This window comes from Ruegeria sp. YTSA072, assembly GCF_059610285.1.
This window is the reverse complement of sequence record NZ_JBXWNI010000002.1, coordinates 412,565-426,061: the sequence shown is the minus strand read 5'-3', so window position 1 is coordinate 426,061 and position 13,497 is coordinate 412,565. Positions and strand designations below refer to the sequence as shown.

Annotated in this window: 12 protein-coding genes; 9 read left to right on the top strand and 3 right to left on the bottom strand. The window is 57.8% G+C overall.

What is annotated here, in order from left to right; translation table 11 throughout:
• Nucleotides 1-6: 6 nt before the first annotated feature.
• The 3 genes from AC2FIB_RS06265 to AC2FIB_RS06255 all read left to right on the top strand — a co-directional run bounded on the left by AC2FIB_RS06265 (nucleotide 7) and on the right by AC2FIB_RS06255 (nucleotide 4,402).
• The gene (locus AC2FIB_RS06265; RefSeq protein ID WP_496733704.1) at nucleotides 7-402 is read left to right on the top strand and encodes a hypothetical protein; all 396 of its coding nucleotides are present in this window, start codon (nucleotides 7-9) and stop codon (nucleotides 400-402) included.
• A gap of 139 nt (nucleotides 403-541) precedes the next feature.
• Nucleotides 542-3,997, top strand: a complete 3,456-nt coding sequence (locus AC2FIB_RS06260) for a chromosome segregation SMC family protein (protein WP_496733706.1) — start codon at nucleotides 542-544, stop codon at nucleotides 3,995-3,997.
• 54 nt (nucleotides 3,998-4,051) lie between these two features.
• Complete coding sequence (locus tag AC2FIB_RS06255) at nucleotides 4,052-4,402, top strand: hypothetical protein (protein WP_058273303.1); 351 nt, start codon at nucleotides 4,052-4,054, stop codon at nucleotides 4,400-4,402.
• Between the two features lie 350 nt (nucleotides 4,403-4,752).
• On the opposite strand, the gene AC2FIB_RS06250 is transcribed toward AC2FIB_RS06255, so the two are convergent.
• The gene (locus AC2FIB_RS06250; protein WP_496733708.1) at nucleotides 4,753-5,730 is read right to left on the bottom strand and encodes a LysR family transcriptional regulator; all 978 of its coding nucleotides are present in this window, start codon (nucleotides 5,728-5,730) and stop codon (nucleotides 4,753-4,755) included.
• 10 nt (nucleotides 5,731-5,740) lie between these two features.
• Here AC2FIB_RS06250 and AC2FIB_RS06245 point away from each other — a divergent pair, with 10 nt between their 5' ends.
• On the top strand, nucleotides 5,741-6,727 hold the full coding sequence (locus tag AC2FIB_RS06245) for an NAD(P)-dependent oxidoreductase (RefSeq protein WP_496733709.1): 987 nt from the start codon (nucleotides 5,741-5,743) through the stop codon (nucleotides 6,725-6,727).
• A 298-nt stretch (nucleotides 6,728-7,025) separates the two neighbouring features.
• On the opposite strand, the gene AC2FIB_RS06240 is transcribed toward AC2FIB_RS06245, so the two are convergent.
• Nucleotides 7,026-7,895, bottom strand: a complete 870-nt coding sequence (locus AC2FIB_RS06240) for a LysR family transcriptional regulator (protein ID WP_496733711.1) — start codon at nucleotides 7,893-7,895, stop codon at nucleotides 7,026-7,028.
• A gap of 119 nt (nucleotides 7,896-8,014) precedes the next feature.
• On the opposite strand from AC2FIB_RS06240, the gene AC2FIB_RS06235 reads away from it, so the two are divergent.
• The 3 genes from AC2FIB_RS06235 to AC2FIB_RS06225 are packed head-to-tail and all read left to right on the top strand — an operon-like array spanning nucleotide 8,015 to nucleotide 10,383.
• Nucleotides 8,015-8,881 (top strand): HalD/BesD family halogenase, encoded by an 867-nt coding sequence (locus AC2FIB_RS06235; protein ID WP_496841828.1) that lies wholly within the window; start codon nucleotides 8,015-8,017, stop codon nucleotides 8,879-8,881.
• Nucleotides 8,882-8,892: 11 nt separating this feature from the next.
• Complete coding sequence (locus tag AC2FIB_RS06230; RefSeq protein ID WP_496733714.1) at nucleotides 8,893-9,441, top strand: isochorismatase family protein; 549 nt, start codon at nucleotides 8,893-8,895, stop codon at nucleotides 9,439-9,441.
• 30 nt (nucleotides 9,442-9,471) lie between these two features.
• Nucleotides 9,472-10,383, top strand: coding sequence for an NAD(P)-dependent oxidoreductase (locus AC2FIB_RS06225; RefSeq protein WP_496733716.1), 912 nt, complete (start codon nucleotides 9,472-9,474; stop codon nucleotides 10,381-10,383).
• A 117-nt stretch (nucleotides 10,384-10,500) separates the two neighbouring features.
• Here AC2FIB_RS06225 and AC2FIB_RS06220 read toward each other — a convergent pair whose 3' ends face one another.
• Complete coding sequence (locus AC2FIB_RS06220) at nucleotides 10,501-10,980, bottom strand: Lrp/AsnC family transcriptional regulator (protein ID WP_496841827.1); 480 nt, start codon at nucleotides 10,978-10,980, stop codon at nucleotides 10,501-10,503.
• 87 nt (nucleotides 10,981-11,067) lie between these two features.
• On the opposite strand from AC2FIB_RS06220, the gene AC2FIB_RS06215 reads away from it, so the two are divergent.
• Entirely contained in the window at nucleotides 11,068-12,078 is a 1,011-nt protein-coding gene (locus AC2FIB_RS06215) for a pyridoxal-phosphate dependent enzyme (protein WP_496841826.1), read from the top strand.
• A complete protein-coding gene (locus tag AC2FIB_RS06210; RefSeq protein WP_496841825.1) occupies nucleotides 12,071-13,195 on the top strand; it encodes a M20 aminoacylase family protein in 1,125 nt (374 codons plus the stop codon). Before AC2FIB_RS06215 ends, AC2FIB_RS06210 begins: the two co-directional genes overlap by 8 nt.
• Nucleotides 13,196-13,497 lie beyond the last annotated feature (302 nt).

Below are 13,497 nucleotides of genomic sequence, written 5' to 3'. Positions count from 1 at the left end.
GCGGGCATGATCCGGTATCTGTCCCTCCTAGTGCTGGCCGCTTGTTCGGCTGGCACGCCCCACTTTCGCGATGTGCCTGCGACCCGTGTGGCGGTGAACGGCAGTGTATTTGATGTGCGGGTCCGCGATCAACTGGCCGAGGCTGTACGCATCAACTCTCAATATGCTCCGCGCCTTGGCCCCATTCGCGACCGGGCCGCACTGGCTATGGCACAGGTGTCGGGTTGCCCGTTGCTGGATGTTCTGGGCGACGCTGCGGTCACCGTGGGCATTCTGGGTTGTGACCGGGAATTGGGGGAAAAGCTGATTTTCGGCAGCCTTCTTCGCGGTCCCTATGAATGTATCGACTATGGCTACTACGAAGACTATGGCTATCAGGTTTTTGAGTGCGCTCCTTACTGAGATACGCGCTTTCTTGCGTATTTTGGCAAGATATTGTGGATAACTTGGCGGGAAATCCCATATCCTGCGTTACTCCGTTGACTCACCCCCAATGGGTTGCGCAGACTTCCAGATATAGGAATCATGGGACGAGCGGCCTTTGCGGTTTAGCAAACTTAAACTCACCGGCTTCAAAAGCTTTGTTGACCCGACCGATCTGATTATCGCGGATGGGTTGACCGGTGTGGTGGGCCCAAATGGCTGCGGCAAGTCCAATCTTCTGGAAGCGTTGCGTTGGGTAATGGGTGAAAACCGCCCCAAATCCATGCGCGGTGGCGCGATGGAGGATGTGATCTTTGCCGGGGCCGCAACGCGTCCGGCCCGCAATTTTGCCGAAGTTGTCCTGACGATGGATAACTCGGAACGTTTGGCGCCTTCGGGGTTCAATGACAGCGATCAGTTGGAAATTGTGCGTCGCATCACCCGCGATGTCGGCAGCGCTTACAAGACCAACGGCAAAGATGTTCGGGCGCGCGATGTCCAGATGCTTTTTGCCGATGCCTCGACCGGAGCGCATTCACCTGCACTGGTGGGGCAGAACCGCATCGCCGAGCTGATCAACGCCAAGCCCCGCGCGCGTCGCCGCATTCTGGAAGAGGCGGCCGGTATCTCGGGCCTTTATCAGCGCCGCCACGAGGCGGAGCTTAAGCTGAAGGGCACCGAATCCAACCTGACCCGTGTGGATGACGTTCTTGAACAGCTTGGCACCCAATTGGGGCAGCTTGCGCGGCAGGCGCGTCAGGCCGCACGGTACCGTGAGATTGGGGAGCAACTACGGCAGGCTGAAGGCATGCTGCTCTATCGCCGCTGGAAAGAGGCTGACATGGCCCGCCAACAGGCCGAAGACGTCTTGCGCGAGCGGATCACCGAAGCCTCGCGCGCGGAGGCCGAAGCCCGCGCCGCCAGCGCCAAGCGGTCTGAAATCGAGGAAATTCTGCCGCCTCTGCGCGAGGAAGAGGCAATCGCTGCCGCCGTGTTGCAACGACAGCAGGTACAGCGCGACCAACTGGCTGATCAGGAAACCCGCGCGCGTCAAACGATCGAGACGCTGACCAACCGAATTCAGCAATTGGCCAACGATATCGAACGCGAAACCGGCCTGAACCGGGACGCGGGCCAGATGATTGAGCGTCTGGAATGGGAAGCGCGCGAACTGGCCAAAGCGGCAGATGGGCATGACGACAAAGTGGCTGAGGCCGCCGAGATCGCGCGCGAAGCCGCATCCGTGCTGCAAGATCGAGAAGATCACCTGTCGCAGGAAACCGAAGATGTGGCGCGTCTTGTGGCGCGTCACCAGTCGGCTCAGCGTTTGGTCGAAGACAGCCGCAAGACGCTGACCCGGTCCGAAGGCGAAGAAGAGAAAGCCCGTGCTGCGGTAGACGAAGCCCGCAATGCTTTGACCCGCGCCAGCGAAGCGTTTGAGGAAGCGCAAGAAGGTGAGGAAGAAGCGCGCGAGGCCGCTGAGGCCGCCGACGAAGCGCTGGCCGCAGCGGACGAGCTGCGCAATGAAACGCAAGCGAGAGAAGCCGAAGCACGCGCTCAGCGGTCTGAGGCCGAGGGTGAACTGGGCGCGATCCGCGCCGAGACATCCGCCTTGGCCAAGCTGGTCGAACGGGATACGGCCGAAGGCGGGCAGGTTTTGGATCTGCTGCGGGTCGAGCCCGGCTATGAAAAGGCGCTGGGGGCGGCACTGGCTGATGACCTGCGTACACCGTTGGTCGATGCCGATGGACCATCCGGTTGGGTGCAGGTGTCAGGCTACGATGCAGATCAGCCCCTGCCCGATGGGGCAGAACCATTGGCGTTGCATGTCTCGGGCCCAGACCGCCTGAGCCGCCGGATCGCTCAGATCGGATTGGTTGATGCGGATCAGGGCGCGCGGCTGCAAGCCTCATTAAAGCCGGGGCAGCGTCTGGTGTCCCGTTCGGGTGACTTGTGGCGTTGGGACGGGTTCCGGGCATGGGCCGAAGATGCGCCAAGCGCTGCAGCTTTGCGGTTGGAGCAGCTCAACAAGCTTGAAGCTCTGAAACAGGAGCTTACCCGCGCCGAAGCGCAGGCTGATGGTGCACGTGCCGCACATGAGGCGCTGTCGCAGCAACTGGCGGATGTCACCGAGGCAGACCGCCGGGCCCGCGAAGCCCGACGCGCCGCCGATCAGCGGATGGCGGAATCCGCGCGCGGGCTGAGCCGGGCCGAGGCTGACCGCAATCTGGCGCAGGGCAGGTTGGAAACGCTTACCCTTGCCGTTGATAGACACAAGGATGATGCCATGTCTGCCCGCGCGCAACTGCGCGAGGCTGAAGGCGCTCTGGCCGGCCTGGGTGACGTCGACAGCGCGCGCGCGCAGGTCGAGGATATCAAACAGACGGTTGAGGCCGCGCGGATCACCATGCTGACCCATCGCTCATCCCATGATGAGCTGCGCCGCGAAGGCGAGGCACGAACCCGGCGGGCCCAGGAAGTGACCAAGGACCTCAGTGGCTGGCGGCACCGACTGGATTCAGCAGAAAAACGTATCGCGGAATTGGTCGAACGCAAGGAAAGCTCTGAGGAAGAACTGTCTGAGGCGATGGCCGCCCCGGGTGAGATCGCCGAAGCCCGCGAAGAACTGAACGAGTTGATCGAGACAGCTGAGGCCCGGCGTGCCGAGGCCGCCGACAAGCTTGCCGAGGCTGAGACGCAGCAGCGCGAAGTCGTGCTGGCCGAGCGAGAAGCTGAACGTTTGGCGTCAGAAGCCCGCGAAGCCCGTGCAGCGGCTGAGGCGCGCTGTGATGCGGCTAAGGAAAGCGTCGTGGCCGCTGCTGAGCGGATCGCTGAAGATCAGCAGTTGACGCCGAACCAGTTGCTGAACCAACTGGATGTGAATCCCGACCAGATGCCTGCAGCCGACGCGCTTGAGGCCGAAGTAAACCGCCACAAGCGCCAGCGAGACGCGATGGGTGCGGTGAACCTGCGGGCCGAAGAAGACGCCAAGGAAGTTCAGGAAGAGTTCGATACGCTGAACACCGAAAAGGCCGATCTGGAAGAAGCGATCAAGGCCCTGCGCAGTGGGATTGCCAGCCTTAACCGGGAAGGCCGCGAGCGTCTTTTGACCGCGTTTGAGCAGGTGAATTCGAACTTTGCCATGCTGTTCAAGCACCTGTTCGGTGGCGGTGAGGCCAATCTGGTCATGGTCGAAAGCGACGATCCGCTGGATGCTGGGCTGGAAATCATGTGCCAGCCACCGGGCAAGAAGCTATCCACTCTCAGCCTGCTTTCGGGCGGCGAGCAGACCTTGACGGCGACCGCGCTGATCTTTGGCGTCTTCCTCGCCAACCCTGCACCGATCTGCGTGCTGGATGAGGTCGACGCGCCGCTGGACGATGCCAACGTCACCCGTTTCTGCGACCTGCTGGACGAAATGTGCCGCCAGACGGACACTCGCTTCCTGATCATCACCCACCACGCGGTGACTATGGCGCGGATGGACCGGCTGTTTGGCGTGACTATGCAGGAACAGGGCGTCAGCCAGTTGGTTTCAGTCGATCTGAAAAAGGCCGAACAGATGGTCGCCTGATCGTTCACTGCAACGTTATGCCTCAATCGCCGCGTGGCGGGTTAAGGTGGCAGCATGACCCGATATCTGATCTTTGCCTTGTTGGCTGCCAGCCCGGTTGTGGCGGCGGAATGGCCAACAAAACCCGGAGATGTCCCGCTTTCATCTGCCGAGCTGGACGCCCTCGCTGGGCGAACGCTGACCTTCTATGACGACGGACAGTCTAAGTTTTCGGCTGGTGGGGCTTATTCCTTTACCTACGCCAGCGGGGATTCCGCGTTTGGGACATATTCCATTGCCGACGACGGGAGTGTCTGCATCGCGTATCGTAACGGATTCAGCCGCTGCGATCTCTATGTACGCAGCGGTAAGCGCCTAGTTTTGATTGACGAGAAAGGCGACCGATACCCGGTAAGACCCGAATAAAGTTTGCCTGTCATCACCAATGTAGGCCTCTCAAGTTCAAATGACGATTGTCGATAAAACGCTCTGAATCCGTCTTGGGTTTTCCGCCCGGGCGTGGTGGTCCATCCGGGTTGCGCGTCCAATCTACCGGGGCATTGAAGCCAATGGTTCTAAGATTGATCTTTACAAAAATGTATTCCGCGACAGATACCGGTCTGCTCATACAACCTGGCTACAATGTTAGAACAACTGGATGGATCGTGTCCGTCTGGAGAGGCAGTTCTAACGTTTTGAACAGAGTGCCTCATGGTTGTCTGCCGTCAGCGCTTGCGGGTCCAAAAACTCTGATGACGGTCAGTCCAGAACCTAGCTTACCCAAAGATGTCTTCCAGCCAAGCTTCAAAACGCTGTTTGGCCACTGCATCCGCTTTTGAGTTTTGTCCCGCAATCAAATAGTGGCTCTGTTCTATTGGAACGGCTTCACCAACTATGGCGACCTTTCTTCCGGTCTCAATGGCGGTTTTGGCAAACCTCTCGATAACGATCGCATTGCCGCCACCTGCAGCCACGATGTCCACCGCCGCAATTGTCGTGTCGACCACAAAGGTCGATGCGTACTGGGTTTGTTGAACCCCAGTTGCGGAAAAATACCGTTCCCACATTTGTTGGAATCCCAGAATGTGAATGAGCGGTTGTTGTTGCAGATCTTCGGTGGAAGCGGCTTTTCCCCCAGATATCTTGGGGGCAATACGGACGATCCGCTCAGTGGATATTTTCCGAGCTGGGATATCAGTCCACTCGCCGCTTCCCATACGCAACTCGACATCGACATTTTCACGGCCCGCGGATTCAGCCCAAATGTTCGAGACCAGCTTTATGGAAATATCGGGGTGGATCCGCAAAAACTTGGGCAACCTGTGAGCGAGAAACAAGGTCGCCGTGGATATTGGCGCACGCACGACCAGCTCGTGCTTCTGGTTTGATCCGAACAGGCTGATCGTTGACAGATCGATGTCTCTCAGGGCTTGCCGCACAGAAAAAGCGTATGCCTGGCCAACTTCGGTCAGGCTTAGGTTGCGTGCGGCGCGATAGAACAAAGGGCAACCAAGTTGCGCTTCTAGCGAGCGGACATGCAGGCTGAGTGCCGATTGCGTGATACCCAGCTCTGCCGCGGCGGCAGTAAAGCTCAGATGCCGCGCGGCGCATTCAAAGGACCGAAGCCAGATAGGGTTAGGAGATTGCGGCATTCGTAGCACCAAAATTTTTCGCTGATACTTGCCGGTTTTATTCGTTTTACACAATGCCATCCACGTTTGTACTTTTTGCGAAGTAACATCTTTGCCGATCATCCGGCGGGAAATGAAACAGGGAACCACACGCATGAAAGTTGGATTTATTGGTCTTGGAAATGTCGGCGGGAAACTCAGTGGCAGTTTGCTGCGGAACGGCATTGATCTAACGGTGCATGACCTCAACTCCGAACTTGTGGATGATTTCGTTTCGCGCGGGGCAACCCGGGGGGAGAGCCCGGCCCAACTGATGCGCGATTGCGATGCGGTAATCACCTGTTTGCCATCGCCCGCTGCCTCGGATGCCGTCATGCAACAGATGCTGTCCGAGGTGAAGCCGGGCAAAATCTGGATGGAGATGTCCACCACTGACGAAGCCGAGGTCAAACGCTTGGGCGCAATGGTGATGAACGCAGGTGGTGCAGCCGTGGATTGCCCGGTATCGGGCGGATGCCACCGTGCGGCGACGGGCAATATCTCGATCTTTGCGGGCTGCGACCGTGCCACATTTGACCGCATCGCGCCTTTCCTTAAAACCATGGGTCGCCGCATTCTGCACACTGGCGATCTGGGCTCGGCTTCGGTTCTGAAAGTTGTGACGAACTATCTGGCTACGGCCAATCTTGTCACTTGCTGCGAAGCGCTTGTCACCGCCAAGGCGGCCGGTATGGACCTCAACACGACCTATGAGGCGATGAAGATTAGCTCCGGCACGTCATTCGTACATGAAACCGAAAGCCAGGTGATCCTGAACGGCAGCCGTGACATTTCTTTCACCATGGATCTGGTCAAAAAGGATGCCGGTCTGTTCCAGCAGGTGGCTGACCGTCACAATGTGCCGCTGGAAATCTCGCCTATGTTGGTTCAGATCTTTGAGGACGGCATCGAACGCTATGGCGAGCGTTGTTTTTCGCCCAACATCATCAAACGTCTGGAAGAGGCCACCGGTCTGGACATTCTCGCCCCCGGTTTCCCGCCGGAAATGACGGATGATGAGCCGGAAGAACCCGGTTACGAGGTGATCCCGCAAGGCTCTGAACGCAAAGCCGCTGAATAAAAAAGGACGGCTGAATTGTAGCGCATCTGTACATTCGGTGGGCACCCGGCGACGCGCAACCTGACGGCTGCGGGGATCGAGCATCTATCAAGAGTCGATCGCGATCTGTTCGAAGCGGGAGTGAGTGCGCCGGATAGGTTCACCACTGCCGTGCTGATAGCCAGCGACTATGAGAACCAAGAGGATATCCTGCGTGCCGGTACATAATCTCTTTGTCGCTTACGATGTGTCAGCAACCCTCTCTAATTGTTTGAATTTAGACGGTCACATTGGCGTTGGAGCCAGACAGAAGATCAGCTTAAAAACAGGTTTGTAACCATTCGCAAAAAGCGGTCGAAACGTGTGATCCTGCCGTACCTGTTTTGTGTTGCAAGACGTAGTGGGCTTGGCCTGTATCAACGGGGGCACCGACAATTCTGATCTGGCGGCCGCTTGCGATGGCCTGCTGCGCGAACCGGTTGATCATAATAGTGCAGCCGCTTTCCGCGGCGACCAATTCGCAGGCGGCAACTGAGGTATCGACGATAAGGCGCGGGGATACATCTGCATTGGGCAGACCACGGGCCGACAGATACCGCGCCCAATGGTCGTCAAACCCCAGAACGTGGATGGCAGCGTGCGCCATCAGGTCCTCGGGTGTTTTGATCATTGGCGCGGTGCGCGCACCGCAAACTGGAACGATGAATTCATCAGAAAGCTTGACCATGCGCGTGTCGGAATGGGTTTGCGGGGCCAACTGGATGTCAACGTCCACGGGATGCCCTTCCCGGCCGCTCTGCCACAGAGAGGTGACAAGTTTGATCCCGATACCGGGATGAGCTGTCTGAAAGGTCGCAAGTTGCGGCGCCAGCCAAATGATCATGGCCGCCGACGCTCGCACAACGATCGTCGTCTCCAAGGCAGGCCCGAACAACCCGTTTGTGGAAAATGCGATGTGCTCCAATGAATCCCGGACCGATATCAAATAGGCCCGGCCGATTTCCGTCAGTTGCAGGCTTTTGGCCTTGCGAATGAACAGCTTCTGCCCCAGCTGACCTTCCAGCGCCTTCATGTGTTGACTGACAGCCGTTTGTGTCAGCCCCAGCTCTCGACTGGCGGCGGTAAAGCTTAAATGACGTGCGGCGGCCTCGAAAGTGCGAAGCCAGTTCAGGTTGAGATTGCTTTTCATTGCCCATTCATAAGTTTTTTATGTGCATGGGCGCAAATTGTTTCATTTTCCTTCATTTCGGTCGGCAGTTAGACAAAAGCAACTGACGACGAAGTCGACCAGACAAAAGGGAGCGATCTATGCCGGAGATCAATCAAGATGCAGCCACCGACATGGTTTTGAGCCTTGTGGACCTGGAGCGCTATCCCATTGCGGATCTGGAAAGTGCCAAAGGCGCTGCGTTTCTCAAGGCCAGTCAAGACCAGATGGAGGAACATGGCTGGTGCAATCTGGATGGGTTTATACGTCCCGAGGCACTGGCTGCTCTGGCCGATGAATCCAACGCCTTGCTGCCCACCGCTGACGTGCTGACCATCAAGCGCAACATCTATCAGGGCGCAATTGACCCGTCGCTGCCCAAGGATGATCCGCGTCGTAAGGAATATACGCATGTGGCGACGCAATTGGCGGATGATCAACTGCCGAATGAAACGCATATTCAGCGGCTTTATCAGTCGCCGCGTTTGACGGACTTTGTGCGCCGCGTCCAAAAGAAAGAGGTGCTGCATCGCTGCGCCGATGAGTTTCAAGCGTTGAATGTCGTCGCCCTGCATCCAGGAAGCTGGCACGCCTGGCATTATGATACGACGGAATGCACCGTGACGCTGTTGTTGCAGGCCGCTGAAACCGGGGGTGATTTTGCCTTCTTGCCGAACTCGCGCACCGACGAAACCGAGGACCGCGAGGCGGTGGATCGTTTGCTTGCTGGCGATATGTCCCATGCACAGAAGTTTGACCGGGGTGCCGGTACTTTTACACTGTTTCGCGGTGGTTATTCATTGCACGGAGTGACAGAGGTCGAAGGGTCGACACCTCGTGTCACCGCGATCATGACCTATGACGAACAGGAAGGCCGTGTGATCAGCGACGACATCAACATTCGGATCTATGGTGATCGCGTCAAAAATATTCTCGCGGATCGCGCAGCCTCCAGCTTCAACGCATAAAGGACCAAGCCATGAAAACTGCTCTACTCGTCATTGATGTGCAAATGGCGCTGGCCCATGAGGATGCCGCTGGTGCCGTGCGATCTTGCCCCGAGGCAGGCGACAATATCGGCCGGCTTCTCAGCCGGTTTCGCGCGCAAGGTGACAAGATCGTCCATGTGCACCACCACGGGCTTGACCCGGATGATCCATTTCATGCGGACGCGCCTGGCGCGGCTGTTCAACCCTTTGCAGCACCGCAGGGGGACGAGCCGGTGATCATCAAATACGTCTCCAGCGCCTTTGCCGGAACTTCGCTCGAGGCCGATCTGCGCGCCGACAATATTGAGCGTGTGGTCATCTGCGGGGCCACGGCCAATCGCTGCGCCGAGTCCGCCGCGCGCTCTGCAAGCAGTCTGGGCTTTGAGATGGTCTATGCCTCAGATGCCGTCTGGGCTTATGACGCGACCGGGCCGGACGGGGTGACCCACAGCGCCGAACAGATCCATTCCGTCACGCTTGCCAACCTGCAGGGTGAGTTTGGTGAGGTATGTTCGACCGACACCATCCTGAACGCCTAAGCAATATAACTAACCCCGAGGACGGCGAAGATGCGCATTGGATTTATTGGGCTTGGCACCATGGGCGGCCCGGCGGCCCTGAACCTGATCAAGGGCGGGCATGACCTGACGGTCTGCGACCTTGATCGGAACCGGGCAGAAGAGCACCTGGCGCTTGGGGCGACGTGGGCAGAAACCCCTGCGGCAGCCGCGCAAGCGGCGGACATCGTGTTCACCATGGTCTTTGGACCAAAGCAAATCGAACAAGTGGTAGGTAGCGACGATGGGCTGCGATCCGCCATGTCCGCGGGGCAGGTTTGGGTGGATATGACAACAAACAAACCCGCCTTTGTGCGCGAGCTTGCCGCCTCCTTTGCTGAAAACGGTGTACAGTTGATTGATGCGCCGGTCACAGGTGCCGTCGATGGTGCACGCGCCGGCAACATGCCCCAATTTGCAGGTGGGGATGAGGCGACCGTCGCGCGTATTCGTCCCGTGATGGAACTGATGGGGCCGCTACACTACATGGGTCCCAGCGGCAGCGGGTCCGTGACGAAACTGGCCAGCAATCAGCTTTGGGCCATCCATGCGACAGCCATGGGTGAAGCACTTGTCATGGCGGTGAAATCTGGTGTCGATCTGTCACGGGCCTGGGACGCGCTTAAGATCGGGGCCAGCGAAAGCTGGTGCATGCATCACGACGCCCCGTCCGTTTTTGCCGGACATTATGATCCGTCCTTCACCCTGGACCTGTGCCAAAAAGATCTGGGCCTGATCGTTGAGGCCTGCGACGACGCCGGCACCGCCGCCCCGGCCACACGGCTGGTGTGCACGCAGTTCGAAGCGGCTCGCGAGAAATACGGAGGTGACAAGGGCGAATTGCATGTGGTGAAGCTTGAAGAAGACAATGCTGGCGTGTCACTTCGCCTTGACGGGGATTGGATCCCGCACTGGGAAAAATAACAAGGGGCCCAATCTGGGCCCTAACCCCATGGTCCCGCGGCGCTGGTCAATAAGCGCATCCACGGCCCAGCATTCGAAGGGCCGCTTTGAAGCGGTAGCTGGCGTAAATGTTGATTCTTACAGTTCCAACCCAACATCCTGAACAGGAATACCCAAACCGACTTTCTTTCTTCCCATGACAACAGATGTGCGAAAGCGACGGACGTTTGAGTTGTCGAAGAACAGTCGCTTCGTGAGTTCCTGAAAATCATCCATATCCTTTGCTGTGCAGACGAGACAGAAGTCGGCGTCTCCGGTGATGTAATAGCACTGCTGTACCATAGGCTCTGATTGCGCCTGACGTGAGAATGCGTCGATCTGATCCTGACGCTCGCGTTCCAATTCGACCATGACAATGAAGCTCATCGCGACACCCAGCTTTTTGGGATCAACGATCGCGACTTCCGAAAGAATTGCGCCCGAGGTTCTGAGCGCCTTTAACCGCCGCTGAACGGAGGCCACGGACAAGCCTGTCTCGGACGCAAGCGTTTCGAGGCCCATCTTGGCATCGGCTTGCATCAACTGAAGCAGATTTCGGTCAAACTGATCGAGTTTCATGAGAATTTCCTATATAGCGAGAAAATTTCCCGAAAATTAGTAAACATTGACCATAATAGATCACCTTTCGCGTGTACAACTTTCTGTATGAAAAATCCAACGATACTCGATGTCGCAAAACCGCTGTCTTTGCTGGCTGCATGTCCCGCCTATAAACCAAGTCCGTTGGAGACACGCAGTCTCCAAGACAGACCTATCCTGATCAAGGATGAAACCAACAGGATGGGATTGGGCGCTTTCAAAGCGCTCGGAGGCGTTTACGCTGTTGCCAAGCTGATAGAAGCGCGCGTCGGCCGCCCTTTGGAAGCAAACGCCTATTTGGATGATTCCGTAAAAACCATCGCACGCCCGATGGCTTTTGTCTGTGCCAGTGCAGGCAATCATGGCATGGCCGTGGCGGCCGGAGCGCGACTGTTTGGCGCAAAGGCCCGCATTCACCTTGCCGAAACAGTGCCAGAGGATTTTGCAATTCGCCTGCGGGACAAAGGCGCGGAAGTTGTCCGATCGGGTGACGATTATGAGGCGAGCGTTGTGGCAGCCATAGCCGACGCCGAGGCGTCCGGGGCAATCCACCTCGCCGATGGATCTTGGCCTGGATATACCGAACCTCCGAGGTTGGTAATGGAAGGCTATACCGTCATCGCCGAAGAAATGCGGACAGAGTTGGAAAGCTCCGGAAATTGGCCAAGCCACGTTTACTTGCAGGCAGGCGTTGGTGGTCTGGCTGCGGGGATCGCTTACATGATCCGGTCCACCTGGGCGGTTCAGCCAAAGATCATAGTGGTCGAACCTGATGCGGCCCCTTGCCTTGCCGAAAGCGCCCGGGCGGGACAGATCGTAACGGTTGAGGGCCCGGTTTCCAATATGGGGCGTCTGGATTGCAAAACGCCTTCTATGCTGGCTTTCGAAATTCTGGAACGGTGCGCCGATGACTGGGTTACGGTCACTGACCTGCAGGCCGTGGACGCTGTAAAACATGCGCGCGATCTGGGCTTTTCCACCACGCCATCTGGCGCAGCGGGGCTTGCAGCCTTGTTGACGGACGAGGCCAAATTGCCGTTGATCGTGCTGTCCGAAGGAGATGTTCCCGATGCTTGATCTCGTTGCGTTTCGCCGTGATCTGCATGCTCACCCTGAAATAGGCTTCGACCTTGATCGGACCTCGGATCTGATCGCGACCGAGTTGGAGCGCGCAGGGCTTGAGGTCACCCGGGGTGTAGGCCGCACGGGCATTGTGGCCACCTTGCGCCGTGGTCCGGACGAAACAGCAATCGGTTTTCGAGCCGACATGGACGCGCTGCCGATACACGAGGCCACCAACTTGCCGTACCGCTCGGGAACGGAAGGCAAGTTTCATGGATGTGGCCATGATGGCCACAGCACCATGCTGCTGGGTGCCGCGCTGGAGCTTTCGGCGGACCCGTCTTTTGACCGCACCATTCACTTCATCTTTCAGCCGGACGAAGAAAACGGAAACGGGGCAGCCGCGATGATCTCGGACGGTTTGTTTGAACGCTTCCCGATGGCCGCAATCTTTGGCCTTCACAACATGCCCGGAATGGAGCTTGGTCACTTTGCCACTCAAGCGGGCTCATTCTGCGCGTTCGAGGATAATTTTGAGATACGCGTTCAGGGTCAGGGCGGGCACGCGTCGATGCCGGAAAAAGGCGTTGATCCGATTGTGACTGGGGCCGCAATTGTGCAGCAGTTGCAATCGATCGTCTCTCGCTCGGTTTCGGCGAGCGAGCATGCAGTGGTTTCCGTAACGGAGTTCCTGACAGACGGTGCACGAAACATCCTGCCCAGCAACGTAACCCTCAAGGGGGATTGCCGGGGCTTTTCCAGGGATGTGTCCGAAAATATCGAGCGCCGAATGCGCACCATTGTCGCCGGTGTTTGTGCCGCGCAAGGCGCAGAGGCGGAGGTTGATTACTCGACTTCCTTCCGGCCATTGGTGAACGATGCCAGAGCCACTGACATGATCGCGGGTGCCGCTCGTGAGGTTGGCAGCGTTGATGCGGATTACGGTCGGGTAGGATTCTCTGAAGATTTTGCAGAGTTTCTTGCCCACCGCCCCGGGGCCTTCATCCTGATGGGCAACGGAGTGGAGGGCAACAATTCGATGCCGCTTCATAACCCGTCGTATGATTTTAACGACGAAGCAATCAGGCACGGGATTGCGTTCTGGACCAGCACGGCACGACGGGAATTTTGATGGCAAGTGACGCCTGAGCAAACGTCAATAATGGGCAATTTTTCCACCCCTGCTGTCCCCAATCGAACCTTCGGCTGATCTCATGCGGCAAATGTTCTCTTTGTTGGGCCACTTCATCTGGTGACCACCGCTAGGGTCGGTCGCATCGAGACCCAGAAACATTGTGGGAAGCAGGTGACGCAAAGCCTCATGGTCACGAACTTCGACCCGGCAGATCGCGGCGACTCTGTTTCGTATCGTCTTCCGCGCCATATGAACCAAAACCTGCGAGGCGGGTGCTTTTTTCTTACGCCGACGGCAGA